The 26,709-nt window shown below is 45.1% G+C and carries 21 protein-coding genes; 7 read left to right on the forward strand and 14 right to left on the reverse strand.

Annotation, left to right across the window (positions count from 1 at the left end; translation table 11 throughout):
* Nucleotides 1–91: 91 nt before the first annotated feature.
* The 7 genes from ACI4L0_RS03695 to ACI4L0_RS03725 form a co-directional block, all read right to left on the reverse strand.
* Nucleotides 92–1,255, reverse strand: coding sequence for an iron-containing alcohol dehydrogenase (locus ACI4L0_RS03695; protein WP_439798821.1), 1,164 nt, complete (start codon nt 1,253–1,255; stop codon nt 92–94).
* Between the two features lie 223 nt (nt 1,256–1,478).
* A complete protein-coding gene (locus tag ACI4L0_RS03700; RefSeq protein WP_439798822.1) occupies nt 1,479–2,264 on the reverse strand; it encodes a Rid family hydrolase in 786 nt (261 codons plus the stop codon).
* Between the two features lie 32 nt (nt 2,265–2,296).
* A complete protein-coding gene (locus tag ACI4L0_RS03705; protein WP_439798823.1) occupies nt 2,297–2,974 on the reverse strand; it encodes an AAA family ATPase in 678 nt (225 codons plus the stop codon).
* A gap of 6 nt (nt 2,975–2,980) precedes the next feature.
* Nucleotides 2,981–3,724 carry an amino acid ABC transporter ATP-binding protein gene (locus tag ACI4L0_RS03710; protein WP_439798824.1) on the reverse strand — a complete coding sequence of 248 codons (744 nt, stop codon included), beginning with the start codon at nt 3,722–3,724 and terminating at the stop codon, nt 2,981–2,983.
* A 12-nt stretch (nt 3,725–3,736) separates the two neighbouring features.
* Nucleotides 3,737–4,489, reverse strand: a complete 753-nt coding sequence (locus ACI4L0_RS03715) for an amino acid ABC transporter permease (RefSeq protein ID WP_439798825.1) — start codon at nt 4,487–4,489, stop codon at nt 3,737–3,739.
* 197 nt (nt 4,490–4,686) lie between these two features.
* Nucleotides 4,687–5,601 (reverse strand): transporter substrate-binding domain-containing protein, encoded by a 915-nt coding sequence (locus ACI4L0_RS03720; protein ID WP_439798826.1) that lies wholly within the window; start codon nt 5,599–5,601, stop codon nt 4,687–4,689.
* 391 nt (nt 5,602–5,992) lie between these two features.
* Nucleotides 5,993–6,835 (reverse strand): helix-turn-helix domain-containing protein, encoded by an 843-nt coding sequence (locus ACI4L0_RS03725; RefSeq protein ID WP_439798827.1) that lies wholly within the window; start codon nt 6,833–6,835, stop codon nt 5,993–5,995.
* Nucleotides 6,836–7,015: 180 nt separating this feature from the next.
* On the opposite strand from ACI4L0_RS03725, the gene queD reads away from it, so the two are divergent.
* Both queD and pyk read left to right on the forward strand, forming a co-directional pair.
* Nucleotides 7,016–7,402 (forward strand): 6-carboxytetrahydropterin synthase QueD, encoded by a 387-nt coding sequence (queD, locus tag ACI4L0_RS03730; protein WP_439798828.1) that lies wholly within the window; start codon nt 7,016–7,018, stop codon nt 7,400–7,402.
* Between the two features lie 41 nt (nt 7,403–7,443).
* Nucleotides 7,444–9,243 (forward strand): pyruvate kinase, encoded by a 1,800-nt coding sequence (pyk, locus tag ACI4L0_RS03735; RefSeq protein WP_439798829.1) that lies wholly within the window; start codon nt 7,444–7,446, stop codon nt 9,241–9,243.
* A 27-nt stretch (nt 9,244–9,270) separates the two neighbouring features.
* Here the strand turns inward: pyk and hisF are convergent, their stop codons facing one another.
* On the reverse strand, nt 9,271–10,038 hold the full coding sequence (hisF, locus tag ACI4L0_RS03740) for an imidazole glycerol phosphate synthase subunit HisF (RefSeq protein ID WP_439798830.1): 768 nt from the start codon (nt 10,036–10,038) through the stop codon (nt 9,271–9,273).
* 1 nt (nt 10,039) lies between these two features.
* Nucleotides 10,040–10,687: an imidazole glycerol phosphate synthase subunit HisH gene (gene hisH, locus ACI4L0_RS03745; RefSeq protein ID WP_439798831.1), complete on the reverse strand. Its 648-nt coding sequence runs from the start codon at nt 10,685–10,687 to the stop codon at nt 10,040–10,042.
* A gap of 193 nt (nt 10,688–10,880) precedes the next feature.
* On the opposite strand from hisH, the gene ACI4L0_RS03750 reads away from it, so the two are divergent.
* The 3 genes from ACI4L0_RS03750 to ACI4L0_RS03760 all read left to right on the forward strand — a co-directional run bounded on the left by ACI4L0_RS03750 (nt 10,881) and on the right by ACI4L0_RS03760 (nt 13,449).
* Nucleotides 10,881–11,084, forward strand: coding sequence for a hypothetical protein (locus ACI4L0_RS03750; RefSeq protein WP_439798832.1), 204 nt, complete (start codon nt 10,881–10,883; stop codon nt 11,082–11,084).
* Between the two features lie 100 nt (nt 11,085–11,184).
* On the forward strand, nt 11,185–11,547 hold the full coding sequence (locus ACI4L0_RS03755) for a hypothetical protein (RefSeq protein ID WP_439798833.1): 363 nt from the start codon (nt 11,185–11,187) through the stop codon (nt 11,545–11,547).
* Between the two features lie 582 nt (nt 11,548–12,129).
* Nucleotides 12,130–13,449 carry a pyridoxal-phosphate dependent enzyme gene (locus ACI4L0_RS03760; RefSeq protein ID WP_439798834.1) on the forward strand — a complete coding sequence of 440 codons (1,320 nt, stop codon included), beginning with the start codon at nt 12,130–12,132 and terminating at the stop codon, nt 13,447–13,449.
* Here ACI4L0_RS03760 and ACI4L0_RS03765 read toward each other — a convergent pair.
* Together ACI4L0_RS03765 and ACI4L0_RS03770 are read right to left on the reverse strand one after the other, a co-directional pair.
* The gene (locus tag ACI4L0_RS03765) at nt 13,415–17,047 is read right to left on the reverse strand and encodes an alpha-amylase family glycosyl hydrolase (RefSeq protein ID WP_439798835.1); all 3,633 of its coding nucleotides are present in this window, start codon (nt 17,045–17,047) and stop codon (nt 13,415–13,417) included. The genes ACI4L0_RS03760 and ACI4L0_RS03765 overlap by 35 nt on opposite strands.
* 143 nt (nt 17,048–17,190) lie before the next feature.
* A complete protein-coding gene (locus tag ACI4L0_RS03770; protein ID WP_439798836.1) occupies nt 17,191–19,209 on the reverse strand; it encodes a 4-alpha-glucanotransferase in 2,019 nt (672 codons plus the stop codon).
* A gap of 236 nt (nt 19,210–19,445) precedes the next feature.
* On the opposite strand from ACI4L0_RS03770, the gene ACI4L0_RS03775 reads away from it, so the two are divergent.
* Together ACI4L0_RS03775 and ACI4L0_RS03780 are read left to right on the forward strand one after the other, a co-directional pair.
* Nucleotides 19,446–20,081, forward strand: coding sequence for a formate/nitrite transporter family protein (locus ACI4L0_RS03775; RefSeq protein ID WP_439798837.1), 636 nt, complete (start codon nt 19,446–19,448; stop codon nt 20,079–20,081).
* Nucleotides 20,082–20,235: 154 nt separating this feature from the next.
* Nucleotides 20,236–21,120 (forward strand): phosphoribosylaminoimidazolesuccinocarboxamide synthase, encoded by an 885-nt coding sequence (locus tag ACI4L0_RS03780; protein WP_439798841.1) that lies wholly within the window; start codon nt 20,236–20,238, stop codon nt 21,118–21,120.
* A gap of 135 nt (nt 21,121–21,255) precedes the next feature.
* On the opposite strand, the gene murD is transcribed toward ACI4L0_RS03780, so the two are convergent.
* The 3 genes from murD to ACI4L0_RS03795 all read right to left on the reverse strand — a co-directional run bounded on the left by murD (nt 21,256) and on the right by ACI4L0_RS03795 (nt 26,599).
* On the reverse strand, nt 21,256–22,857 hold the full coding sequence (gene murD, locus ACI4L0_RS03785) for a UDP-N-acetylmuramoyl-L-alanine--D-glutamate ligase (protein WP_439798838.1): 1,602 nt from the start codon (nt 22,855–22,857) through the stop codon (nt 21,256–21,258).
* Nucleotides 22,858–23,774: 917 nt separating this feature from the next.
* Nucleotides 23,775–24,905: a D-alanine--D-alanine ligase family protein gene (locus ACI4L0_RS03790; RefSeq protein WP_439798839.1), complete on the reverse strand. Its 1,131-nt coding sequence runs from the start codon at nt 24,903–24,905 to the stop codon at nt 23,775–23,777.
* The gene (locus ACI4L0_RS03795; protein WP_439798840.1) at nt 24,902–26,599 is read right to left on the reverse strand and encodes a Mur ligase family protein; all 1,698 of its coding nucleotides are present in this window, start codon (nt 26,597–26,599) and stop codon (nt 24,902–24,904) included. Before ACI4L0_RS03795 ends, ACI4L0_RS03790 begins: the two co-directional genes overlap by 4 nt.
* Nucleotides 26,600–26,709 lie beyond the last annotated feature (110 nt).

The following is a 26,709-nucleotide window of genomic DNA, read 5'->3' on the forward strand; positions in this document are numbered from 1 at the left end:
TTCTTGTGGATTAAAATTTCAAAGTGAAAATTCAGGAAGTGCTGATTGGCATTTTTAATGACTAACCAGCACTTCCTTCATGGTAAAAAAACTAAAGGCAGTTTTTGTATATCTGCACAACATCATCAGGATAGAGTTTTTTCCATCCGTTTATATAGCCTGCCGGGGAACAGGCATTTTTAGCCATTGATTCAAAATGGGAACAGTCAATGTTTATTTCAGACAGGGTGCTTTTTAAATTAAGCTTGCTGTAGAAAAAATCCTTCAGACAGTCAATCGCCCTGCGCGCATCCTGAATGCTGTGTCCGCTGCTTTCAATGCCAAAAACTTCTTTTCCAAAGCGGCAGAATTTTTCAGCGTTCGATTCATCCAACACAAACTCCATCCACCGCGGCGTTATTATTGCCAGACCAAGTCCATGGGTTATGTCATAAACTGCGCTAAGCTGATGTTCAATCGCATGACAGCTCCATGGATTTTTTTTGCAGCCGTAAATATATCCGTTTATTGCCCATGTTGAAGTCCACATAAGATTTGCCCGCGCCTCATAATTTTCAGGCTCGGCAACAGCAACCGGCGCAAACTTTACAACAGTCCGCATCATGCCTTCCATCTGAGTGTCAAGCATAAAAAGATTTTGATTGCGGTTAAAATACACTTCCATCAAGTGGCTCAGAATGTCAGCGCTCCCGCAGGCAGTCTGATAAGCGTTCACTGAATAAGTCAGAGCCGGGTCGCAGAAGGATGCAACTGGAAAAAGCTTGTCATCAATCAGCGCGCGCTTTTCCATTGTTTCAGGATTATTCAAAACAGCCGTGTTGTCCATCTCGGAGCCTGTTGCAGAAACTGTAAGAACACAAAAAAGCGGAAGTGCTTTTTTTACAGGGCGGCCGGAAGAAATAAATTCCCAGACGTCATGTTCCGCGCAGGCACCGGCACATATAAATTTTCCGGCATCCATAACAGAGCCGCCGCCGGCAGCTATAACAAAATCAATTTTCTCCGACTTGCACAGCGATATTCCCCTGCGCACAGAATCAACCTTTGGATTCGGCTCAATTCCAGAAAGCTCAAAAATCTGAACGCCGGAATTTTTCATCTGAAGAAGAATTGAATCATAGACTCCATTTTTTTTTATAGAGCCGCCGCCGTAAACAAGCAGAGCTTTTTTTCCAAAGCCGGAAACTGCATCAGAAAGAAAGTTCAACTGATTTTCACCAAAATAAATTTTTGTGGGAATATGATATACAAACACGCAAAGCCTCCCGTAAAAAAAGCCAATGAGAAAGTTTTTATTTCCGATTTGACTTTTTAAGCACATTTGTAATGCAGAAATTTGCAACGCAAACTTTAGTAGACAAAAGCCATCTTACATTCATTTTAAATGAATGACTGAACAGATTTATTCAATGCTAAAAATTATCTCAAAAAAAAGAATTTTTTCAAGGGTTCTAATATTTTTCCAAAAGCAAATTGCCCTACAATTCATCAAAAAAATCAGCAAAGCTTTTTTCGACGCTGCCTGAAGAAATTCCTGCGACAGCGCACAGTTCCGTTTCCTCAAACTGCCCGGGGCGCGTAAGTTTTTGAATTCGCACAGTTTCAGTCTTAGGCTCTTTGCAGTCATCAACAGGCATACCGGATCCAGAACAGACATATTCAGGGACAACGAATTTTTTCACCTTGACAATATCCTGCAACGAAGCTCCGCATTTTTCTGCAAAGCCCGTTATCTTTTTCCAGATAAATTCATCCTGTGCCTTTGAATCTCCCGCGCCGAAAACAGTTTTGTCAGGGAGCACTGATGTTGTTCCGCCGACAAAAATAAACGGCCCGGCTTTTACAGCTCGGCTATATCCCAGAACTTCCTCCAGCGGAGAACCTGAAGGATAAACAGTTCTGTCAAGTTTGATTCCATTGTATTCTTCATTCCGGCTGCAACCCTTTACTGCAAGAACAAGAATTTTGCACACGTCATTTTCACCGCCGCCGACTTCACTAAGATTTTCAAAAGTGACAACTGTAAGTGAAGGCTTGTAAGGCTTGAAATATTTTGAATAAATTTCTTTTGTAATTGAATTGTCATATCCGGGAGCAACAAATTTCTGAACAGCGATAACATCCTGCACACAGGAGCCGGCAGCTTCAATTTCCGACAAAAGCGCTTTAAATAAAAAATCCGTCTTGTCGGCGTCTGTTTCGCCCGGAGTATTTTTGTTTACAAAATCCGTCGCATATAAAAAAGGGCCTTTTACAGATAACATTCAAACCTCCCGTAAAAAAATCAAAATGCCATTCACTGATTGTTTTCTGCTTTTTGTTCCTGCGGAAGCGGAAGAACTATATCAGGAAATTTTGTGCACAGCGCATGAAGAATCATTTCCACGCAGCCGTCAATTCCAAGCCGGGCAGTATTCAGCGTGATGTCATAGTTCACGGGATTTGTCCAGTAATTTCCGCCGGTGTAGTAATCATAATATTCTGCGCGGTACCTGTCAGTTTCTGTAATTGAAATATCAGCTGTCTCCGCGCTGACTCCAAGCTTTTCCATTATACGCGGACGGCAGAATGAGCGGGGCGCTTCGATATAAACGCTCAGCACACGCGGATTATCTTTTAAAACCCAGTCGGCGGCTTTTCCCACAATGACACTGCTTTCCGTGTTTGCAAGATCAATTATAATCTGCTTTTCATAATTATAAAGCTCATCGTTGCTTACAAAACCGTTTCTTTCAGGAGATGGTGTTTTTCTTCGCGGCAGACCCTTGAGCAATGCGGATATTCCCTTTTTTTTCTGATGAAGCTTTTCGTTGACCTCTTCAAAAATCTGCCTGTCGATTCCGCTCATCTGGGAAGCAAGCGTCAGTATTCTGTTTTCGTAGCAGTGAATGTTCAGCCGCGCCGCCACTTTTGAAGCTATTTCCTTTCCGCCGGAACCAAAGCCTCTTGCAACTGTAATTGTAAAATTCTCCATCGTTTTCTAAGCCTCCATATATCTTTTTAAGAATTCCTTCATGCGGGCAGTGCGCGGATTTTTAAAAATCACTTCAGAAATATCATTCTCCACAATAACTCCCTGATCCATGAAAATTGTACGCGTGGAAACATCCCTTGCAAATGCCATCTCATGAGTGACAATCATCATGGTGAGTCCGTCCTTTGCAAGATTCTTCATAACGCCAAGAACTTCTCCGACCATCTCAGGATCCAGTGCGCTTGTAGGCTCGTCAAACAAAAGCATCTGGGGTTCCATTGTCAATGCCCTTGCTATTGCCACGCGCTGTTTCTGTCCGCCCGAAAGCTGAGCCGGCATGGCATTTATATAAGGAGCCATTCCAACTTTTCTAAGATATTTTATAGCAAGAAATTTTGCATCTTCCTTGTTCATTTTTAAAACCTTTGTTGTTCCAGCCATGCAGTTCTGCAAAACAGTCATATTGTTGAACAGATTGAATGACTGAAAAACCATTCCAACTTTTGTGCGGAATTTCGCAAGCTCCTTTGAGCCTGAAAGAATTTCTTTTCCCTCAAAAAATATCCGGCCGCCGGTTTTTGTTTCAAGACCGTTTATACACCTAAGCATTGTGGATTTTCCGGAGCCGGAAGAGCCTATCACGCATATAACTTCGCCCTTGTTTACGGAAAAATCCAGATCCTTTAAAACTTCATGCGTGCCGAAACTTTTTACAAGATGCTCGACTTTCAACATCGGTTCTTTTTCCATCTGCAACCTCTTTTATTCAGCGCTTCCGCTCATGTATTCAACTGCAAGCTCATAGTCTTTTTGTCTGAAAATTCTCTTTTCAGCTTCCTTCAGAATTTTTGTAAAGACCGTACAGATTATGTAATAAAAAATCGCGCAGATTATGTATGATTCAAAATACCTGTAGTAAATTCCAGCCGCGCTTTTTGTTGCAAAGTAAAGCTCGTAAACGCCTATGACGTTGAGCACTGAAGTCATTTTCAAATTTGTCAGAAACTGATTGACCATCTCTGGAATTATATTTCTGAACGCCTGAGGAAGAATAACAACAAACATTGTTTTTGTGTGCCCCATTCCAAGCGCATAGCCGCCTTCAAACTGTCCGTGGTCAATGGAAATAATTCCGCCGCGAACTGTTTCCGCCATATAGGCGCCTGTGTTCATCATAAGCACAATCAGCGATGCTAAAAAAGGTGAAATATCAACTCCCTGATTTTTCAGGCCGTAATAAAAAACCATCGCCTGCACCATCATCGGAGTTCCGCGGAACACTGAAACAAAAGCGGCGCACAGAGGCTTTAAAATTCTATATGAAATTTTCTTGAGTAATCCATCGCCCTTTGAAACCGGAGTAGCCTGAACAAGCCCGATGGCAAATCCCAGGCAATAGCCAAGTATAGTTCCGATGATTGCTATTTCCAAGGTAAGGACAGTTCCCTTTACAAAATATCCCCAGTAATTTTTGAATATCATCCAAACCCAGAACAGCAGACTTTTTTCATTCATAAGCAGCCCTCACAAAACGGAAGTTTTTAAACCTTCAGGTTTTCAAGCTTCCCAAAAAAAATCACCGGAGAATTTCAAAGATACTATCCTCCAAAAAGTTTGTAAAAGACAAACTGCAAGCCATGCTCCAATGCACGCACAGGAACATGACAGCATAAAACTGACTAACCGCCGCAACGGTTAATCAGCGAAAGTTGTCAGTTGCTCAAAGGCTGCGTTTCAATCGCAAGCTTCATGTATTTATCCATTGATTCCTGATTCCAGCCGATAGCTTCCATTGCTTTCTTCAGGGCTTCAACCGCAACAGTGTTTCCTTCAATAACAGACGGAGTGCAGACGTCGGACGCGCCTTCAGGAGTTACAAAATCAGAATCCTTGTCAAGTTTTACAATCACAACATTTGGATTGCTCAGGCAGCCTGAATAAGCTGTAGGCCAGTCCATGACACCGCAGTCAACATCGCCCATCGCAACTTTCATGATAACTTCAGTGCATGTGTCAGGATACGGAAGAATAATCGGGTCAGGCACTTGGTTGATATAGGCAGGCCAGTTTGTGTTTATCTGTGTTGTGAATTTCAATCCCTTGAACTGCTCAAGCCTTGTGTACGAAGCATAGGGGCTGTCCTTTTTTACGATAATCACATTGTAGCGGTTGTAGTAAGGATGAATGTAATCAAGGAAGGTATCTCTTTCTTCTGAATAAATGCTGCCCGATTCCACAAGGTCATAATCGCCGCCCTTCAGACCAAGCCAGATTGAAGCCCAGTCGTTCTTGTGAATTTCAAGCTGAAGCCCCATTTCGTCCGCGAGCATTTTTGAAAAAATCACATCAAAGCCAAAGCAGTAGTCAGGCGAACCATAGATTGGAGCCGCCTCATATTCAGGATGATTCGGAACAACCTTTGTGGGCTGAGTCCAGTTGAACGGAGCATAAGCGCACTCAATTCCGACCCGGAGCTTTCCCTTCACCTGAGCAGCGAATTCAGCGTATTCAGGTTTTCCGTTGTAAACATAGACTTCCTCTTTAGGCTTTTTGCTGCACGAGCTCAAACAAAACGCCAGGCTGAATGTAAAAAAAACAAGAACAAGTCTTTCAATTTTCTTCATCATAAAAACACCTCAATGAATAAAATTTGGAATGCCGCAAAAAAATTTTCAGGGACTTCCATTCGGCTCCAGACATCTTAAGAAAATGCAGACTGACACTTAAAGCGACTAACCGGCACTTTCCTGCTGTTTTTTATATTTTTTTGAAATACTAAAAAGCAGCGTTTTCCCTAAAACCAAGGCTCTAGAAGTTTTCGCAGCAACCTGAAAAAAAGATATACAAAGCCTGAAAAAAATTATTGTAAAAAATTGCAGTCAAAAATTTCCGCGCCCCGAAATATTCACGCTTTATTTTTTCTTCCCGGAATTTTTTTTCTGTTTACGGAACATCCGTAAAAACAGAGAAGGCTTCCAAAATGCAAAGTCCGATTGAAAACAGATTTTCTAATTTCCGCTAGGCCTGAAAATCCTGACCCCAGTTGAGCACCCGCGACTGATAGCAGGATTTTTTTATAGCATCAATGTACTGCGAAGGTGTCATTCCCGTAAAAATTTTAAATGAATGTACAAAATGGCTCTGGTCATAAAAATCATAGCGGTTTGAAAAATTCGCAAACGATTCTTTTCCGCCGTAATTCAGAAAATGAAGAACAGAATGCATTTTTACCATGGAGCAAAACTGCTTTGCGCTGCACCCGAGGTTTGTTTCAAACAGAAGATTTATATAGCGGTTTGAATATCCTGAAAGCTTTTCAAGCTCGCTGATTTTTATAATTCCGTTTTTGCGCACCACAAGCCTCACCATCTGAACAAAAAGCTGGCAATGCCCCTTCTTTGTTTGCTTCAGGAAATTCAGATACTCCTCCATGAAAGTGCACATCCGGGTTGTAAAAGTTTTCTGTCCGCTCATTTTTTCTTCAAGATTTTCCATGATGCCAAAATCTCCCAGCGGAATTTTCTGGGAAACTAAATCCTTTGCTTCCTGCCTGAACAAAAACGGATTTTCCCCAGGCTCAAATCTGATTCCAAAATAGTCGGCGTTTTTCCTGAGCTGAAAATCAGTGCAGGCATCTATGTTTCCGATAAAATATGACTTCATGTTGTTCGGAGAATATTCAAAAAGAATATTTGAGCAGCCGTCTGGCATCAGGGTGATTTTTTCATCCTGCTTATCCGGAATACTGAAACTATAGAAATGCGAAATTCCTTTGTCGCATATTACACGCTGATAAAATTTTTCAGTTTTAAAAACCAAATACGACTGCATTGTGTGGATATGAAGCTTTTCATCTTTCATAGCCGCCTCCGGAATTTAAAAAAAAAGATGCCAGAAAAAAATTTCTGACATCTTTGTCCATGAGCGGAATATTAATACGCGAAAAAGAAATTGTCAATATTCTGTTAATCCGGCAGAAGTTCAATTTTTTAAACTCGCCCAATGTTTTCATAGTGAAAAAAAAATAGTATAATTTATATTATGTTTGAAGTTAGAGTTACTGCTGATTTTTCCGCCGCGCACTTTCTGAAGGACTACAACGGAAAATGCGAAAATCTCCATGGACACAATTACAAAGTGTTCGCGCACGTCAGGGGAACAGAGCTTGACGAAGGCGGAATGCTCATGGATTTTTCCCGCCTGAAAAAAACACTCAGAGAAGTCTGCTCTGAAATCGATCACACAAACCTGAACGACATCAAGGCTTTCCAGCAAAATCCCAGCGCGGAACGGATTGCCGTTTTCATTTTCAACCGCATCATAGAAAAAATTCCGCTCCTGAAAAAAAGCGATGAATCAAAGGCATGGCTTTATGCCGTCGATGTGTTTGAAACAGAAACCAGCCGCGCCAGATACATAGCAGAATAGCAATTTAGGTTAACCAGAAAACCTATTCACCGGAGGAATAAATGCTCACTAGAAAAACTAAAATCGTATGCTCAATAGGCCCCGCCTGCGATAATGACGAAACAATCCGCGCAATGATAAAAGCCGGAATGAACATAGCCCGCTTCAATTTTTCACACGGAACCTATGAATGGCACAAGCAGGCAATGGACAGAGTACGCAGAGTTTCCGCTGAAATAGATATTCCTGTTGCAATTATGCTGGACACAAAAGGCCCCGAAATCCGCACCGGCCTAATCGACGGAGAAAACAACATTCAGCTTTCATGCGGAGAAACAGTTGTTGTCACAGCCGATGACTGTATCTGCAAAAACGCCTCGGAAAAAACTCCGTGCACAATTTCAATTTCATGGAAGGAAGCCCCGAAAAAATTATTCCCCGGAGTAAAAATTCTGATTGCCGACGGACTGATTGAACTTGTTGTGCAGAAAATCGAAGACGAAAAAATTATATGCACTGCATCAAATTCCGGCACATTCGGAAGCAAAAAAAATGTGAACCTCATAGGAATTCACGCAGGGCTTCCAATCATGTCCGACAAAGACAGAGAAGACCTGAAGTTCGGGGCAACCCAGGACATTGACTTTGTAGCGGCAAGCTTTGTAAGCTTTCCTGAGGAAGTTGTGCAGATAAAGGAATACCTTAAATCCCTGGGAGCAAAAGCGCGCATAATTGCAAAAATCGAAAATGAAGAAGGGCTGAACAACATAGAAAAAATAATATGCGAGGCTGACGGAATAATGGTTGCACGCGGCGACCTCGGAGTTCAGCTTCCCACTGAAAGAATTCCACTTGCGCAGAAAGCAATCATACGCTGCTGCCACACCGCAGGAAAACCTGTCATAACCGCAACGCAGATGCTTGACTCCATGATAATAAATCCGCGGCCTACCAGAGCGGAGCTCACAGATGTTGCAAACGCAATCTTTGACGGAACAGATGCCCTCATGCTTTCAGGTGAAACCGCCGGAGGAAAATACCCGGTTGAATCTGTGCAGACAATGGCTCTCATAGCGCGCACAACCGAAGATTCAATCGAGTACAAGGAGCACATGCGTAAAATCGACTCGGACTATGTTCCCGGCACAGAAGTAGGACACATGGTGGCTCACAGCGCATACAAGCTTTCAAAAAACATAAAGGCAAAGGCAATAATCATTCCAACCCTGCATGGAAACACCGCAAGAATGATCGGCAGCTTCCGTCCTGAGCAGATTGTAATCGCTGTAACGCCGGACAAAAAAGTTCAGCGGCAGCTCATGATTCAGTGGGGCGTAACACCTGTTCTATGCCGTATTGCAGGGGATTCGGACATGATGATCCAGAATGCGGTGAAGCTTGCAATAGAAAACGGACTTGTAAAGCTTTCAGACAGAGTTGTTGTCTGCGCAGGAATTCCTCTTTCAAGCCCGCTCATGGTAAACACAATACGTGTTCTGATTGTAGGAAACATCATCGCCAGGGGAACATCGTTCGGATTCTGCAATCCTGAAAAGCAGAAAATCTGCGGACGCATAATCCACGCGGAAGACATCGCCGAAATCCGCGCCACGGTAAAGCTAAACTACAGCACAATTCTTGTATGCGGAAGAATAACTGAAGACATGATTCCCGTGCTCCGAATTGTAGACGGAGTTATTTCAGAAACAGGAAGCGATCTCCACGAAGAAAACATGAAGCTGATAAACCCGAACCTTGTATACATCCAGAATGTTCCCGATGCATGCAAAATTCTCGAGGACAACCTTTCAGTTTCCATCGACGGAGAACAGGGGCTTATTTACGAAGGCGCAATCTGGTAGCCGCCCCTAAACTGAGGAAATTCCAGCCTACACAGAGCGGACTGGAATTCCCTCCTGCTCCAGGGATTTCTTTATAGAAGAAACAGTGTAGGCTCCGGAATGAACCATGGAAGCTATCAAAGCCGCATCTGCTTTTCCGTCTGAAAGAACCTGCGCCAGATGGGAAGGCTCGCCGCCGCCGCCGCTTGCAATCACGGGAACAGAAACAGCCTCGGAAATCATCCTTGTAAGATTTATTTCATAGCCGTTTTTTGTTCCATCGGCATCAATAGAATTCAGCACAATTTCTCCGGCGCCAAGCTCCACAGCCTGCATTGCCCATTCACGAGCATCAAGCTCTGTTGCTGTTCTTCCGCCGTTGATAAACACCCTGTAACCGCTCGGCATTGCAGAATCCCTTGCAGCATCCATACCCAGAACAATGCACTGGTTTCCAAAAACACGCGCGCCCTGCCTTATAAGATCAGGGTTCTTTACAGCCTGCGAATTAAGCGAAACTTTTTCCGCACCGGCAAGAATTGTTGAGCGGATATCCTCGAGCGTTCCGATTCCGCCGCCGACACAAAAAGGTATAAAAATCTGGGATGCGACCCTGGCAATCAAGTCAAGTATAGGACCTCTGCCTCTTGCGCTCGCCATTATGTCGTAAAAAACAAGCTCGTCAACTCCCTGTCGGTAATACTCAGCCGCCATTTCCACAGGGTCACCGATATCAACATTGTTCTTAAATTTCACGCCTTTTGTAGTGCGCCCATCCTTTACATCAAGACAGATAATTATTCTTTTCTTCAGCATTTTAAATTCCTCCCTCAGCGGAAATATCAGCGGCAACAAAATTCCTCAGGATTCTAAGGCCGCACTCGCCTGACTTTTCAGGGTGAAACTGAAAAACCGCTATATTGTCTTTTTCAACCACGGCCGGAACTTTTATTCCGTAATCCGCATAGCCTTTCACCACAGATGAGTCGCTGGGCTGAATAACGTAAGAGTGCACAAAATAAAAATCAGAGCCTGAAGGAATTCCATCAAGCAGCGGAGAACCGCCGTTTGCAAATTCCACATTATTCCATCCTATGTGCGGAACTTTCAGTCCGTCGGGCAGCTCTTCCCCCGTGATAGAAGAAAAATGCCTTATGCTGCCTTCCAAAAGCCCCAGGCACTTTGTGTCGCCCTCTTCGCTGTAGTCAAACACAATCTGAGAGCCGAGGCAAATTCCCAAAAGCGGTCTGCCTGACTTTGCCCAGTCCTTTAAAAACGAATCAAAGCCGGTTTCCCGGAGCTGCCCCATGGCATAGGCGGCATCCCCTACCCCCGGAAAAATAATCCTGTCAACATTTTCCAGCTCAGACGGCTTTCCTGAAAGAATATAAGAAGCCCCAAGAAACTCAAGCGCATGCTCCACACTCTTTATATTTCCCGCATTGTAGTCTACAATTCCAGTCATTTTCGCTCCCGTAAAACCAGCTGAAAAACCGGCGGAATTTTCCGGCAATTCACAAGCTGGATTTTCAATCACAGTATGCAGCTGATAAAAGCTTGCAACGCAAACTTCGCAAAAACTATTATCCTTTTTAAGCGCGCTTATCTTTTGCAACGTTTAACATAAGTTTATATTGAAAACTGCCGATAAATTCAATATGGATATTTCAGCCCTATCTGCGCTCTGCATTTCCGTTTTAAAAGACATACGAATCATTGCAGCCGCAGTGTTTACTATTTTTTTTATTTCCCTGGGAAACTATGTTGTAAACTACAGAAAGCGGCCGCCAAAAATCAGAAGGCAAAAAGCCGAGCCAAAGCCCGCTGAAACAAAAGCCCCGGAAGAACCTCCGAAAGAATAACGCTCCTCATTTTTTTTCTTGGCTATGTTCTGAAAAAGTATTGGCAAAAGGAGTTTTTTGTTTGAACATTTGATTTTGCAGGGTAAAGTAGAACTTATTTATGAACTTAGCCCAGTTTATCAAGGATAGAATTGAATTACGAACTGTTCGCAAGAAGCTAAAGAAAATAGGAAAAAAAATTACTTTGCAAATGTTGCATCAGACTGGATATTCAGACAGAGTTTCTTGTTTTCCGATAAAGCTTCTACAAGGTTCAAGTAAAAGTGATGTTTCATTTTTACATAGAATTAAACTTGTTCTTTCAAATAAAAGTCTTGAAAAACGTATTTTTCTTAGCGATGTAGAGCCAACAGTAAAACGTCTTGTAAAAAAATACGTTCAACTTAGGAGCTTTTCAGATGATTATGTGAAAGACTGGAATGATTACAATAAGACTACTTGTTTCCCAACTCCATCTTTTTAGAAAGCAACCTAAACTTTTTTGCGTAGTCTATTTGCACTTCTTTTTCTGTGTTAAAAAATCAGCCAAAGTATTGTTTTCAAAAAAATCTGCAAAGAATGCTTTTAACGCTTTTTTATAACCTTTCTTATTTGCATCCCAGAAATTTTTATTAACTCTACCAACAACTGCGTTTTTTAAGTCGTCGTGACTAGCCCATACCTTTTACGTTTAAGGGCAGAAACAGCTCATAAAAGATTTCTGCCAGTTGTTCTCTTGTAAAAGGCACTTCTGTGTCACTATTATAATGCTCTTCAAACTTAACATAGCCATTCTTTAAGGAAGCCTCAAAAAATCATGAATTTTTCTGAGATTCCCTTAACAGAACATTAATCTCCGCAGCTGCCAATCGCTCTTCCCTAACATTGAAAGAAGCCTCCAAAAATGCTATTATTTTGAACAGGGAATTTTTCAGAAAATGCTGATGCCAATCAGGCGGCTGCAAATTTCAATTAACCAGCACGCTCAAGATATTTTCTGAAAACAAAAAAATTACAGACAGACACATAAAAAAGAACTATGAAAAAAATGTAAGGGGATACAAAGATGAAATTTTTCAGCACACGAAACGCCCAGAATACAGCAGGATTCAAAAAAGCCATTTTGGACTGCATTCCTTCCGACGGAGGACTTTATGTTCCGGTCGACACAAAAGACCTGCGCCGCTGGATTCTCTATACAAACGAAAAAACAACATTTGCTTCTCTTGCAGGCGCGCTGACTTCCGCAATGATAAACGAAGAATTCAGCCCTGTAATCTGCGAGGCAATAGCGACACACGCATTTCCGAACGACCCGGTTTTCAGGCAGCTGGACAAAAACCTTTTTATCCTGGAGCTTTACCATGGAGCAACCGGAACTTTCAAGGACTTCGGAGTTTCGTACCTGACTTCCACGCTGGAAACAATTCTCCGGATAGACGGAAAAAAAGCGATTCTTCTTGATGCAACCACCGGCGAGCTTGGAGCATGCATGTCAAAGGCAATGCAGGGAAAAAAGCTCCTGAAGTCCGTGCTTCTTGCGCCTAAGGGAAAATTCCGCGGAATAGATGAAAAAAATTTTGTCTGGAACGGCGGAAATATCTACCCCATCGAAGTCAGCGGAACAGAGGAAGACTGCCACAAAATCGTAAGGAAAATTTTTGAAGACAGACAGCTTGTCAGTGAGCTGAACCTGACCGTAGCAAACACCGCAAACATCGGAAGACTTCTTCCGCAGGCATTCTTCTACACATTCGCATTTTCGCGCCTAAAGAACATAACAAGCGGAGATATTTTTTATGCATTCCCCGCCGGAAACTACGGAAATCTGGTTTCAGGACTTTACGGCTGGAGAATGGCGCTGCCTGTAAACGGATTTATTGTTCCTGCAACTCCAGAGCTGACACTTGATGCAGCAGGAAACTGCATTGTCATGAACAGCATGATTCCGCTTGAAAAACGCACGCCCGCAGATCCGGCATCTCCGTCAAACATCGAGCGGCTTGAACAGATTTTCAAGGAAAAATCCCTTATGCTCAGAAGCTTTGTATATCCAGCCGCAGTTTCAGAAAAAGAAGTTGAAGCCGCATGCAAGCAGCTCTTTATGAAATACAAAGTGTACGCAGACTACGACACAGCCTCGGCGTATGCGGCAGTCCTAAAAAGATGCGGCGCAGTTTCAGAGGAAGACCGCGCGATAGTTCTGGTTGCAAGAGATTCGCCCGTGCTCAGCAAAAATTTCCTTATGCACAATCTGGGAGAATCCCCTGAAACACCAGAGGCCATCACCGAAGCATTCAAGCCTGTCAAACTGGACAGAACACCTCTTGCTCCGGATGACAGCGGCTCTGTTATTTCAATTTTGAAATCCCTGCATCTTTCCTAGATTTTCTCGGGGCGGACTTTTTTTCAGTAGTTTTTTCTGCCCCTGCTGTTTTCCGGGAAATTTTTTCCACAGGCTTCACGGCATCTGTAAAAAGCCCGCACTTGTACTCAGAAACTTCCTTTGAAGCAAACAGAGTTCTGTACATTCTGAAAATCTGCTCGCAGAAAGTTTTACTTCCAGACATGCAGTTTGCCGCAAGCGCATACCAAAGAGCTGCGTCCATTTTCTCCTTGTTGAACCAGCGCACACCGTTGAATTCATTTGCGCCTGTAAGCATAAATGAATTTTCAGAATCCACAAGCAGCCGGGCAAGAGTATATGTCGAATTCATAAAGCCCGCAGGCCCAAAGTCAAGCCCGCTGATTTTCATGCCCTCAAAAATGCGGACAAAATTGCTGTTCGTTTCCGAGCTGAAGAATCCCGCGCTCTCAATGATTTCAGTCAGCTTTCTGCTGTAGCCCCATTTCTTGCAGTTTTCACTTCCGGCGGAAGAAACAGCCGCAAAGGCGCACAGAATTTCAGCGCTGAATTCATTTTTATTGATTCCCGTTGAAATTTCCATCTCCAGGCTCTCCACAGAATCGTCGTCCTTTGGAGAAGACCAGGTTTTATAAAGATATTCAATCTGCTTTGTAAACGCCTTGAATTTCTGTTCAGGAGAAGCAGGCGCCGCAGCCTTCACTGCCTTTGGTTTCCTTCCAGAAATTTCTTCCAGAATTATTTCTTCACCCTGAATGAATTCCGCCTCTGTTTCATAATATGCAAGCGCGGCTTTCTTTACAGAACTGAAAATCTTTTCAAGCGGCTTTTTCTTGGCTGAATCAAGCGCGGCTTTCTCTTTTTTCTCTTCGGAACCAGCGGTGAAAAGCTCATGTATGTCATGCACAAATTCCTTTGTGATAAAATTCTTGAGCGCAGAAAACAAATCCTTGTAGCGGAATTCCTGCCATGCAATATGAAGATCAGGAACACCGGAGCCGTTCAAAAGCTCATTGAGCTGGAAATATTTTCCGTCCGCGCCGTCGACAACTTCCTGCACATCAAGGTACACCTGCGCCTCAAAGCCATTGAGGGCAACAAACATTCCGCTGTTGATAAGGTCGTCGCTTTTCCGCACAAACCACAGGCCGCTTCTATGCTCCCTGAAAATAACATAGTGGTTGTATCCATAGGTGAAGCCCATGCTCTCCGCCAGGGATTTTGAAAGCATAACTTTGTCATTTTCGCCAGAACCTGTTTTTACAACATACTCGCATGACTGCTTTATCCATCCCTGCGCCCTTTCATACTTGTTGTTATAGAAAACAATAGTTCTTTCGCTTCCCACAGAATTTGAATAGGCAAACACATTTTCGTTCACCCTGCCATTGTCCCACACATCATAGAACAGGAAATTTTCCACAGGGGCAAACAGGTACCTCTTGTGCATCAGAGGAAAAATATCGTGCCAGTGGCGGTTCATCAAATCCTGGTCGACTTTTTCATCCCTGTAGGCCCTTGTGTATTCCATTCCATATTTTTCTTCAAAGCCTTCAAGCTGTCCGTGCCCAAACATAGGAAGCCCCGGCATTGTAATCATCAGAGTGCAGACTCCAAAATACTTATCGCCCTTTCCGAACTGCGCAACAGCGGTTTCCTCGTCAGGGTTGTTCATAAAATTCACAAAACGCTTCAGAATCTGCGGATCGAATTTTATTGTATTTTTCACAGTGTCGCGGTACTTTTGATTTTCCTCTTTTTTGAGCATATTCATAAACGCCGAATTATAGACACGGTGCATTCCAAGCGTTCGGGTAAAATAACCTTCCATCATCCAGAACGCCTCGGCAAGCAAAAGAGTGTCCGGCATTTCCTGAGCACACCGGTCAACAACCTCGCGCCAGAATTCATTCGGAATTCTTTTTTCAAATTCCTGCGAGCTCAAGGCACTGCGGCTGCGGCTGGCAATGTCGCCTCCATGACCCGGCTCCGGATACCAAAGGCGGCGTATGTGCTTTTTTGCAAGAACCATCGCGGCATCAAAGCGTATAATCGGGAAATTGCGTGCAACTTTCAGAATCTGCTGCATAACCGCCTCGCGCGCCGTAGGGTTCAAAAAGTCAATCTGCGCTGTATCATTCCACGGCATTCCGGTTCCATCGTTTCCATGGTAAATGTAAGTGACATCCCCGGTCGCATTGTCCACGCGCTTAAAGCACACCGCGCAGTCAGTTTTTGAATAATAGTGGTCTTCAAGGAAAATCGAAACACGGCCGTCGCGGCTCAGATTTTCACCGTTGAAGGTATAGCCCGGGAACGGACAGTCCTTGGTTGTGATAAAATAATCAGGATGCTCCGTAACCCAGTTTCCATCCATTCCAGTGTGATTTGGAACCATATCACTTGCAAGACGAATTCCGCGGATCCAGCACCTGTACCTGAGATTTTCCAGAGCCTGCCAGCCTCCGAGATTTCCTGCAATCTCATAGTCAAGCAGAGAGTATGCAGAAGCGGCCGCCTCCGGATTTCCGTTTATCTGCTTTATTCTCTTTGAAGCATAGCTGCGCTCCCAAAGTCCTATGAGCCATAGCCCCGTAAAACCTTCATCCCTGAGCGCATCAAGCTCCTCGTCAGGAATCTGATCCAGCCTGGAAATATCGCGGTTGTATTTTTTTGAAAGCTGATAGAGCCACACAAGCACAGTTTTTGCCATCAGCACAACCTTGGGCATCCACTCACGGTCCGGGCTGAAACGCTCGTATTCCTTCATCAGATTTTCTTCATTATAAGTGTAGGCTTCCATTGAAACTTCGCCGCCGTTTACAGGATGCCACGAAGCCTTTTCCTCTTCGGAAATTGTGTCGATTCCCTCAAGCAGGCGCAGAAGCCATTCACCCAGAAGAGAACTCCAGTACGTGCGGATATAATCCAGCTGCCCCTTGAGCGAAGTCGGGGAAGCAACAACAGGCTCCTTCAGCATATTTATGAGCGTATTATTTTTAGGCCCGAAAACCGGCTGTGTCAAAAAGAAAGACTTTATCTGATTCCATGTCTTTATATAGTCCGCATTAGAGGCCAGCGCGGAATCATCGAACAAAACCGCAAAAGGATGAAACGCAGGATTTTCATTCGCAATATGAAGCATGACAAGCTCTTCCAGAACCTGCTCGCGGTTTGAACGCTCCGTTTTTGTGCCAGAATCAAAGCAATTCTGCGCAAGGAATTCCTCGGCGGAAATTTCATTCTTGAAAACAGCTACAGGCGGAAATTCCTGCATAAACTGCAAAAAAAGGGCGTCAATCTTTTCCCGTGAAAAACTCCTGTCCAAGTCTGCAAGAAGATTTTTAAAGCACAGCGGAGCCTTATCTCTTCTAAAAAGCATGCAGACATAGTGAAAAATTTCATCGATAAGCCCCATCGCATTCAGGGAGCCGGCGGAAACTTTTTTTTCATTCTGACCGCGCTTTTCAAAAAGTCCGTTCAGCTTTGTCTGGAAAGCATGCACAGCCTTGAAATCAGCAAAAATAACATTTCCCGAGGAAGCAAAAAGAGATTCTGCAAAGCCACATTCTTCCCTTATTTTGCGGCTGATGTGAAACTCATTGTAGGAAATTTTCATAATTTACTCCAAATAATTCAATTAACAACAGGAAATCTCGGAAAACTGAAATTTTCCAAGATAACTTCTAAAAATATCTGCCGTTTTGCAACATCCTAAAGAAATGCAAAACAGCGGAGAAGCGATGACCAGCCAGCGCTTCCCTAGTTTTCTTTGTCATGAAGCTGAACAACAGCATTTATCTTATTCAGCAGCGACCTGTTTTCCGCCAGCTCCGAAACAGCGGCCGGAATTCTATACGTCCAGTTGAAGCTATTGACACTTCCGGGAACATTTATGCGCTCATCATTTTCATTTTCAAGATAAAAGCAGTGCTCCATAAAAAGATAATCCTGAAGCGGATTCACAAGAAGAGAACTTCCGCAGCGGGCAACGCTTCTCAGAACAAACTCCGCAATGTCAGGAGTAAAGGCGGAATTTGCATCCGGGCAGTTATTTCCGCCGCAGGCAGCAAGGAACGCCCTCACACTGTCTTTTTCTGAATTCCACCACTGCCGCAATGTCGAGCTGTCATGCACGGAAGTGACCGCAACGCTCCGCTCTGGATACTGGCTGAACGGAATATAAGGCTGACCGTCTTTTTCCCATTCCCGGCACCAGCGCACAACTTTAAGCGAAAAAATTTCAAGCGCACCGAGCACTTCAGGCAGAACCTTCAGATTCACGCCCAGATCCTCAGCGCACGGAATCATGTCGGAAGCACGGACGATTGCCCCCAGGGAAGAAAGAGACTGCTGTTTCCAGAGCGCGCTTTCCTTTTCCTCTGTCTGTGAAAAAAGAGCCTTCAGTTTTTCCTGCTCGTCCCAGGACAACGTTTTCCACGCGGAAGACTTTTCAAATGTAAAAACTTTTATAAAGCGGTCTTTTTCAATCTGAATCAGGGAACGGTCGCGCCATTTTTCAGCAAGCGCATTTTTCACAGCGTCATCCTTTGCCTTGTCGTCACAGAATTTCCGGCTGAAAATTTCCTTGTCGCCACTGATTTCCTTCTTGAAATTCCAAAGCTCCTCGCCGTTCACCCTGTCACATACCTGCTCCAGAAAATAAACAGCTTCGCCGTGGTTCCAGGTGATGTTTTCAATAAGCCCAGTCGGAATATGAGGCTCGGAAAGCCATTTTATCCTGTCGTCGGAAAAGCCAAGCTCATTCAGAGTTTTTCTGGAAAAATCCGCATAGGGAACTGTGTGTCCGAGATATGCCGTTGTTTCCGCTTCCTTTGCCGCCCAGATTCTAAAAAAGCCCAAAACATGGTCAATGCGGAATGCATCATAATACTGGGATGCAACCTTTATGCGGTTCTTCCACCATGAAAAACCATCAGCCTCAAGCCGCTCCCAGTCATAAGTCGGAAAGCCCCAATTCTGTCCGAGCGGATTTTCACCGTCAGGCGGAGAGCCGGCGCGCAGATCCTGCCTGAAAAACTCAGGGTACATCCAGCAGTCAACGCTGTCCTCGTTCATCAGAATCGGAATGTCGCCCTTCAGAATTATCCCCTTTGACCTGAGATAATCCGCGCTTTCCTTGAACTGCTCGGCGGCCCTCATCTGGCACCAGACAAAAAAGCGGTGGCTGGATTTTTTCGCCTTGTTGTTCCATTTAAGCATGATTTTGTCGCGTGTCAGAGTGCGCACCTGCTCATCCCAGCTTTTCCAGGAAGCCTGCATGTTTTCGTCCTTTATGTTCTTGAAAACAGCATAGGGAATAACCCAGTTGTTCGAGCGTACAAACTTATCAAGCTGCGCCGAAAGATTTTCCGGGGAAGAATCATCCGCGGCGGATTTTTCCACATAATTGAACAGAAGATGAAGAAGCTGATTTTTTTCGCTCACAACAGCATCGTAGTCGAACCTGCGGGCATACACAAAATTCTTTTCAAAATTCCTGTACGCCGAAGCAAACTGCCTGCTGCCTTTTAAAGCCGCCGTGAATTCCGGAAGCGCGCTGATTCTTATAAAAAGCGGATGAAGGGCAAACGCAGAAAGCCCGGAATACGGAGATGACTGGGTTCCCGTGTCATTTACAGGAAGAAGCTGAATCAAAGACAATCCTGCCTTTCCGCAGAAATCCGCAAAATCCTTCAGGGCCAAAAAATCTCCGCAAGCTGCACAGTCCTTTGTGTACAAGGCGGAAAGAGGGACAACAACACCTGTTCTTTTTTCCATAATTAAACCTGTTTTTATTTTGATGAAAGCAAAACGCCAAAAAATTCGCTCCAAAAATTATATCACATAATTCAGATTTTACAATGAAAACCTCGAAAAACTCATTTGCAAAATTTGAAAAATTTCACTTTTTAAAGCCGCGCGTTTTTTTCAGGGAGATTCAAAAACTGAAACCTAAAGCCAGCCTGCGAAAAAGCCCTAAAGACAAAATCAGTAAAAAAAAGTAAAATCGGCGCATGGAAAATTCAATTAAACAAAAAATCATCAATATCGCATTGCGTTCATTTATGACGGGAATTGCAATAGGAATCGGAGCGACTGTTTTTCTTTCATGCGAAAACAAAATGGCGGGGGCGTTTTTATTCGGAACGGGACTGTTTATAATCCTGAATTTCGGCTTCTACCTTTACACCGGAAAAGTCGGATATATCGTTGAAAGAAAGCCTTCCTACATTGCGGAAGTCGCCCTTATCTGGCTTGGAAACTTTGCCGGAACATTTATGTTTGCGCGCCTTGTTCTCTGCACACGGATAAGCGGCATAGCGGAAAAAGCGGCCGCCATGTGCTCGGTAAAAGCCGCGGACACTCCCGCAAGCCTTCTGGTTCTTTCTTTTTTCTGCGGAATACTCATGTTCATCGCGGCGGACGGGTTCAGCAAAATTGAAAATCCCGTGGGAAAAATCATGGCGGTTTTTCTTCCCGTGATGGCGTTTATTCTGAGCGGATTTGAACACAGCATAGCCGATATGTTCTATTTTTCAGTGTCAGGAACATGGACAGCCCGGACTTTCCTCTGCCTGATTATCATGACACTTGGAAATGCACTGGGAGGAATGTTGGTTCCGCTTGCAAAAAAAGGGTTTTCCGAATAATTCCCTTTTCTGCTGAAGAAACACAGACTTCTGCATTCGGAAAAATTCCGAATGCTCCCCGGGCAAAAAGCCGCCCTCGAATAAAACAATGCAACTCTTCCCGTAAACGGCTAAAATACACTTCTCTTGAATTCAATTCTGCAAAAGAACTATAATAAGGCACCATAACAAGAAACTTTCAGCCACGAGGTTTGATATGAAAAAAATTATCAGCGGCAAAGTCCGCGAAGTCTATGATTTGGAAGACGGCCGCATGGTCATTGTAACAACAGACCGCATTTCCGCCTTTGACGTTATTCTTCCCACAATGATTACCGGAAAGGGAAAAGTCCTGAACGCGCTTTCAAACTTCTGGTTTGAGCACACAGGGGACATCTGCAAGAACCACATGATTTCTTCCAGCCTCAAGGATATGCCGGCTGAATTCCAGAAGCCTGAATACGAAGGCAGGACAATCCTTGTAAAAAAGCTCAGGATGATTCCATACGAAGTGATTGTAAGAGGCTACATGTTCGGTTCAATGTACGAAGCATACAAAAAGGGCGAGCCGTTCCTGGGACACAAATTCAGCAGGGAATACCAGCAGGCGGAAAAACTTGAAGAGCCGATTGTAACACCTTCAACAAAAGCCGCGGAAGGACACGACATCAACGTAACGCTCAGCTATATGAAGGAAGACCTCGGGGAAGAGCTCGGCACAAAGATAGAGCAGACGGCGCTCGCTGTCTACAAAAAATGCTACGAGCACGCATTCAAGAACGGAATCATCATCGCCGACACAAAATTTGAATTCGGACTTGACGAAAACGGAGAGCTTGTGCTTGCAGACGAAGTTCTTACTCCGGACTCAAGCCGCTTCTGGAACGCGCAGACCTACAAGCCCGGAACAAGCCCGGCAAGCTACGACAAGCAGTTTGTGCGCGACTGGCTCAAGGAAAACAACCTTGCAGGCGACCCGAACATCAAGGAAATCCCTGCGGAAATCGTGGAAAAAACAGCATCGCTTTACCGCGAGTGCGAGCAGAAAATCTGCGGATAAATACATCGGCAAGGCACGCTGACGATTAAAGCTTTGGCTTTGCAGTTTTTTAACTAAACGCAAAAGGCTTTATGCACTGCGCCGAAAAGCGACGGAGCATAAAGCCTTTTTTTTGACCGCCCGAAACGGCAGCCGCTATACCTGGAATATCAACTTTACCAGCGACTTGAATTTATCTCCGCGATCAAATTCATTCGCAAACATTCCGAATGAAGTCGCCCCAGGTGAGAACACAACAGGAAGCCATGTGTCAGAGTAAACGCCGCCATAGTTCCGGCTCGCATTGTTCGACATAAGGCAGGTTTTCAGAACTTCCAGAAGAATCTGTAGAGAATCAAACGGGCCTTCGTACTTTACGCCGCGCTCATCAAGCATGGAAACAAGCTTGTTTGTGCCGGTGCCGGAAAGCAGATAAATCTCATAGGGCGGAAACGCTGTGTTGCTTTCAGGGTCAAGACATCTTGCAAGCGGAAGAAAATCAAGCCCCTTGTCTGTGCCGCCCGCAATAAGCACAACACGCTGCTCAAACGACTGGCTCGCCGCCGCGCACGCTTCAGGCACTGTGGAGCAGCTGTCGTTGAAAAAAACAACCTTTCGCCCGTCGGAAGGGCTTTTCCAGTCGTAGAACTTTTCCAGACGGTGTGGAATTCCCTTCCACTGCCCGATTACTGACAAAATCTGAGCCGGAGCAATGCCCATCAGGTACATGACAACGCACGCATTCAGGACATTTGCCCTCATGTGCTCGCCGGGAACCTGAAGATTTTCCATTATGACTTCCTCAAAGACAGTCTTTTCCTTTAGATGCGGCTTTATAAGCTGCCCCGGAACACGCACAACTCCGTAATGGGAGCCGCCGCGGAATTCAATGTAAGCCCCGAAAACATCCGCCGGAAGAGTCGCCTTGCTGTACCTGAGAACCTTAGCCTTCGCATCTGAAGCAAAAAAGTCGCCCCAGCACCTACAGCCTCTCTTGGGGCATGCCGTTTCCTTCAGGTAATTGTCCTCGTCAAAGTCAATAATCGCAAAATCATCCTTGTCCTGGTCGGCAAGAATCAGCTTCTTGTCCTCGATATAGCTGTCCATGTCGCCGTACCAGTTCTGGTGGTCGGGAACAATCTTGGTAATCACTGCGATTTTAGGCTTCAGGAGCTTTCTTCCGCGCAAATCAGCGAGCTGCCAGCTGGAAAGCTCAAGCACAACCGGGGTCATTCCGTCTGTTTTTTCAAGGAAGGAAAGCGGACTGACCGTTATGTTTCCGCCCAGAAAGCACTTGAATCCTGCCTGGTTCAGACCGTACGAAATTGCGCTCGCCGTGCTGGATTTTCCCTTGCTTCCCGTAACTGCGATAATCGGCGCCTTGGAAAAGCGAAGAAAAATGCTGATGTCCGTTTCAATCGCCTTTGCCGCCGCCAGGTACATATTGCCTTCGATTTTTACACCGGGATTTTTTATTACACAGTCGGCTCCTGAAAAATCCTCTATTCTGTGTCCGCCCAGAACAAAATGGAGCCTTGACTTATCCAGAAACCTGTCCTCTGCGAGAGATTTGATTGTGGGCGCAAGCTGCTCTGCGGTCTTCATGTCCGTGACGGTAACAAAAGCCCCGTGCCTTAAAAAAAAGCGCACACAGGCTTCACCGCCGCCGTTGAGTCCAAGCCCCATAACGGTTATTTTTTTGCCGTTGATTTCTTCAAGCGAATTAAAGCAGCATCCCTGCGGATAAATATGCGGCATTTTTTTTCCTCCGTAAACTAAGGTTTTCCCCTCATTAAAGCAAAGTGGCTGTCCAATAATTTTTCAGCATATTGCCATTCTGAATTTTCACTGTCATTCTGAAATTTCACTGTCATTCCGAACTTGTTTCGGAATCTATGTTCTTCCCAGTACAGATGCTGAAACAAGTTCAGCATGACAATGCTTTTCAGCAACATGGCAGTTTTTTTTAAGTTCCATGGCAGAACTTTTTAGACGTCTGCTGTCATTCCAAACTTACAATGTCATTCCGAACTTACAGTGTCATTCCGAACTCGTTTCGGAATCTTTGTTCTGTCCAGTACAGATGCTGAAACAAGTTCAGCATGACAATGCTTTTTTAGCAGCATAACAGTTTTTAAACTCCATGACAGCTTTTTAAGTTCCATGGCAGAACTTTTTAGACGTCTGCTGTCATTCCGAACTCGTTTCGGAATCTTTGTTCTGCCCGGTACAGATGCTGAAACAAGTTCAGCATGACAGTTTTTTTAGTTCCATGACAGAACTTTTTAGACGTCTGCTGTCATTCCGAACTTACACTGTCATTCCAAATTTTCAGTGTCATTCCGAATTTTCTCTGTCATTCCGAACTCGTTTCGGAATCTATGCTCTGCCCGGTACAGATGCTGAAACAAGTTCAGCATGACAATGCTTTTTCAGCAGCATAACAGTTTTTTAGGCTGTCTAATGTTTTTTGGCACTCTGTCATTCCGAATTTTCTCTGTCATTCCGAACTCGTTTCGGAATCTATGTTCTGTCCAGTACAGATGCTGAAACAAGTTCATCATGACAATGCTTTTCAGCAGCATAACAGTTTTTTTTCAGCAACATGGCAGAACTTTAGAAAGCCCCCATGACAGCTTTTCAGCCTCCCTTTATAGCTTATGAAGCCTCTGGCTTTATCTTGAAGTGCAGAGGCTCTGTCTGGCATTGAAGTTTTCAATTCCCTCTTCAAGAAGATAATCAATCAGCGACGAATAATCCAATCCGTCAGCCTCGCACATCTTCGGGAACATGCTTATTTTTGTAAAGCCGGGAATCGTGTTTATTTCGTTCAGGTATATTTCGCCTGTACTGCGGTCAACAAAAAAGTCCACGCGCGCAAAGCCTGAAGAATTCAGGGCTGAGTACGCTTTCTTGGCGGTTTCCCTTATCTGCTCAAGCGTTTCAGCGGGAAAATCAGCCGGAATTTTAAGCTCTGCGCCGTCAGGGTCGTTGTACTTGGCATCGTAGTCATAAAAATCATGCGTGGGAACTATCTCGCCCGGCCCGTATGCCTTTAGAACAGTGCAGGAAGAATCAGGATGGGCAGTAACGGAGTTTCCTGTGACGGAACATTCCACTTCGCGCGCATCAACAGCCTTTTCTATAAGCACCTTGTTGTCCCAGGTGAATGCCTCCATGAGCGCAAACGAAAGCTCCTTTCTGTTCCGGGCAAGGCTCGCACCGTCGCTTGAACCGGCGGCGCACGGCTTTACAAAAAGCGGAAATCCCAGTGTTTCAACGGCATTGTCAATAAGGCTGTCGTAAAGAGAGCTGGAATTTATCTGCGCTCTTGTAAGGCACACGTAGGGAACAACAGGAATTCCTGCGCTCTTTAAAAGAATCTTTGCAGTTTCCTTGTCCATCGCAGCGGCGGAAGCAAGCGTTCCGCAGCCCGCAAAGGGAACTCCGGCCATCTCGAACACACCCTGCACAGTGCCGTCCTCGCCGTATGTTCCATGCAGAACAGGAAAAACAACATCGCACGGAATGTAGCTTCCCCCTGAAAAAAACACGCGGTCTTTTCCCTGCCCGAACGAAACTTTCACCTCGCGGCTTTCGTCCTCGTGCACGCAAAGGGCTGCCCCGGGATTGCTCCTTACTTCCTCAAAAACAGAGGAATCCTCAAGGTACCATTTTCCGTCCTTTGAAATTGAAATAAGCGAAACATTGTGCGCCGCGCTTATATTCCTGATTACTGAAGCGCATGACAAAAGAGAAATCTCATGCTCGCCTGATTTTCCACCGTATAACAAAACTACATTCATTTTTTAAACCCCATTTCACACAAAGCCTTGCACGCCTCGGAAATCTCATCATATTTTATTGAATTTTCGGCGTAAATTATTGAATTTTCATGGCTTTTTCCAAGCAGAAGGACAATGTCGTTTTTTTCCGCAAGCGCAAACGCCTTTCTTATGGCCTGGGGGCGGTCAGGAACAAGGAACAGGTTCTGGCCGTCCTTTTTGCCGTTTCTTCTTGCTCCCTGCGCTATCTGCTCAAGGATAGCCATGCGGTCTTCCCTGCGCGGATCCTCGTCTGTAAGAATCACAGTGTCACAGAACCGCGCTGCTATTTCGCCCTGAAGAGGCCGCTTGGTTGTGTCGCGCTCGCCGCCGGAGCCGAACACGCACAGCATTTTTGCAGGGGCGCGGTTCCTGAGCGGAGGGAAGATAGTTTCAAAGCTTGAGGGAGTGTGGGCATAGTCAACAATCACTTCAAAAGGCTGCCCCTCGTCTATGACAGTCATGCGCCCCTTTACCGAAACAAGCTTCTGCGCGCACTGGGCAAGCTCCTGTATTGAAATGCCGGTAGTTCCGTGCACGGCAAGAACAGCGGCGGTTATATTGTATGCGTTGAATGCCCCCGGAACAGAAGCCTTTACGTGAACCACGGAATTTTCGTTCTGAAGGGAATCCGGGGCTTCAAAACGGTGTATACTGAACGCAAGCCCGAATCTTGCAGAAGCGATATTCCTGCACGAAAAATACGGCATATCCCTGGGAATTTCAGGGAGCGGAGGGGAATCAAGCCCCATTGCAGCCTGCTTGCCGGCCTTGCCCTCGGTTGTAAAGCCCACCACTTTCTGCCTTGTGCATGAGGCGAAGTACGAGGCGGCAGGGTCTTCAAGGTTGACTACTCCGAATGAAGGGATTTTCTGCATTATGCCGCCGACTATCTTATGGTGGCTGTGCAGGTCGAGCGCGCGGAACAGGTTCGCCTTGTCGCTCCTGTACTGCTCGTATGTTCCATGGAATTCAAGATGCTCAAGCGTAACGTTCATAAACACAGCGCAGTCAAAAAGAACATCCCCCAGCCGGTTCAGCTTTCTGCTCAGGCCGTGGCTTGAAGCTTCAACTACAGCATGGGTGCAGCCGTTACTGAGCATCTCGTAGAGCCTCTGCTGAACAACAGGGGCTTCGGGTGTTGTCTGGTGCATGGGATTGTCGACCGCTTCGCCGCCGAGCGAATACTGCACTGTGGAAACAAAGCCCGCCTTGATTCCGTTCAGGCGCAGAAGCTGCCATATAAACGACACTGTGGAGGACTTGCCTTCAGTGCCGGTCACGCCGTAGACCACAAGCTTTTCAGAGGGATTGTCAAAAAAACATGCGCTCACGGGCGACATTGCAAAGCGCGCGGAGGGGACTTTTACAAACACTGTCTGATTTTTTGAAGCGGCAAGGGATTTTTTTATCTCCCCGGCCTCATCAGGCGAAATGTCATCCTGAAAAACAACCGCACTGGCGCCGCGCGAAACCGCCTGTGCAATAAACCTGCTGCCCGTTGTGTGTGTGCCGGGCAGGGCAAAAAACAAATATCCGGACTCTACATCCCGGCTGTCAAATGCAAGTCCTTCCACCAGGGAATCAGTATTTTCCGGCGCAGAAAAACCGTCCGCGGCAACAATTTTATAGCCGCCGTCCAGTGATTCCAAAAGCGCGCTTAAATTCTTCTTCATACCCGGTATTCTAGCACTTTAAAAAGAAATGCACAATGAAAACCCCGCCATGCCGTAAAATGAGTGCGTAAAACAGCACAGAAAAAGAAGCAGATTTAAGGTGCAAACAG

The organism is Treponema sp. (assembly GCF_051883275.1).
In the GTDB taxonomy this organism is placed as follows: domain Bacteria; phylum Spirochaetota; class Spirochaetia; order Treponematales; family Treponemataceae; genus Treponema_D.

Excerpts from the sequence above, each read along its gene's own strand:
- ACI4L0_RS03700 (WP_439798822.1), bottom strand. The coding sequence starts at position 2,264 with ATGTTATCTGTAAAAGGCCCTTTTTTATATGCGACGGATTTTGTAAAC.
- ACI4L0_RS03705 (WP_439798823.1), bottom strand. The coding sequence starts at position 2,974 with ATGGAGAATTTTACAATTACAGTTGCAAGAGGCTTTGGTTCCGGCGGA.
- ACI4L0_RS03710 (WP_439798824.1), bottom strand. The coding sequence starts at position 3,724 with ATGGAAAAAGAACCGATGTTGAAAGTCGAGCATCTTGTAAAAAGTTTC.
- ACI4L0_RS03715 (WP_439798825.1), bottom strand. The coding sequence starts at position 4,489 with ATGAATGAAAAAAGTCTGCTGTTCTGGGTTTGGATGATATTCAAAAAT.
- ACI4L0_RS03720 (WP_439798826.1), bottom strand. The coding sequence starts at position 5,601 with ATGATGAAGAAAATTGAAAGACTTGTTCTTGTTTTTTTTACATTCAGC.
- ACI4L0_RS03725 (WP_439798827.1), bottom strand. The coding sequence starts at position 6,835 with ATGAAAGATGAAAAGCTTCATATCCACACAATGCAGTCGTATTTGGTT.
- queD (WP_439798828.1), top strand. The coding sequence starts at position 7,016 with ATGTTTGAAGTTAGAGTTACTGCTGATTTTTCCGCCGCGCACTTTCTG.
- pyk (WP_439798829.1), top strand. The coding sequence starts at position 7,444 with ATGCTCACTAGAAAAACTAAAATCGTATGCTCAATAGGCCCCGCCTGC.
- hisF (WP_439798830.1), bottom strand. The coding sequence starts at position 10,038 with ATGCTGAAGAAAAGAATAATTATCTGTCTTGATGTAAAGGATGGGCGC.
- hisH (WP_439798831.1), bottom strand. The coding sequence starts at position 10,687 with ATGACTGGAATTGTAGACTACAATGCGGGAAATATAAAGAGTGTGGAG.
- ACI4L0_RS03750 (WP_439798832.1), top strand. The coding sequence starts at position 10,881 with ATGGATATTTCAGCCCTATCTGCGCTCTGCATTTCCGTTTTAAAAGAC.
- ACI4L0_RS03755 (WP_439798833.1), top strand. The coding sequence starts at position 11,185 with ATGAACTTAGCCCAGTTTATCAAGGATAGAATTGAATTACGAACTGTT.
- ACI4L0_RS03760 (WP_439798834.1), top strand. The coding sequence starts at position 12,130 with ATGAAATTTTTCAGCACACGAAACGCCCAGAATACAGCAGGATTCAAA.
- ACI4L0_RS03765 (WP_439798835.1), bottom strand. The coding sequence starts at position 17,047 with ATGAAAATTTCCTACAATGAGTTTCACATCAGCCGCAAAATAAGGGAA.
- ACI4L0_RS03770 (WP_439798836.1), bottom strand. The coding sequence starts at position 19,209 with ATGGAAAAAAGAACAGGTGTTGTTGTCCCTCTTTCCGCCTTGTACACA.
- ACI4L0_RS03775 (WP_439798837.1), top strand. The coding sequence starts at position 19,446 with ATGGAAAATTCAATTAAACAAAAAATCATCAATATCGCATTGCGTTCA.
- murD (WP_439798838.1), bottom strand. The coding sequence starts at position 22,857 with ATGCCGCATATTTATCCGCAGGGATGCTGCTTTAATTCGCTTGAAGAA.
- ACI4L0_RS03790 (WP_439798839.1), bottom strand. The coding sequence starts at position 24,905 with ATGAATGTAGTTTTGTTATACGGTGGAAAATCAGGCGAGCATGAGATT.
- ACI4L0_RS03795 (WP_439798840.1), bottom strand. The coding sequence starts at position 26,599 with ATGAAGAAGAATTTAAGCGCGCTTTTGGAATCACTGGACGGCGGCTAT.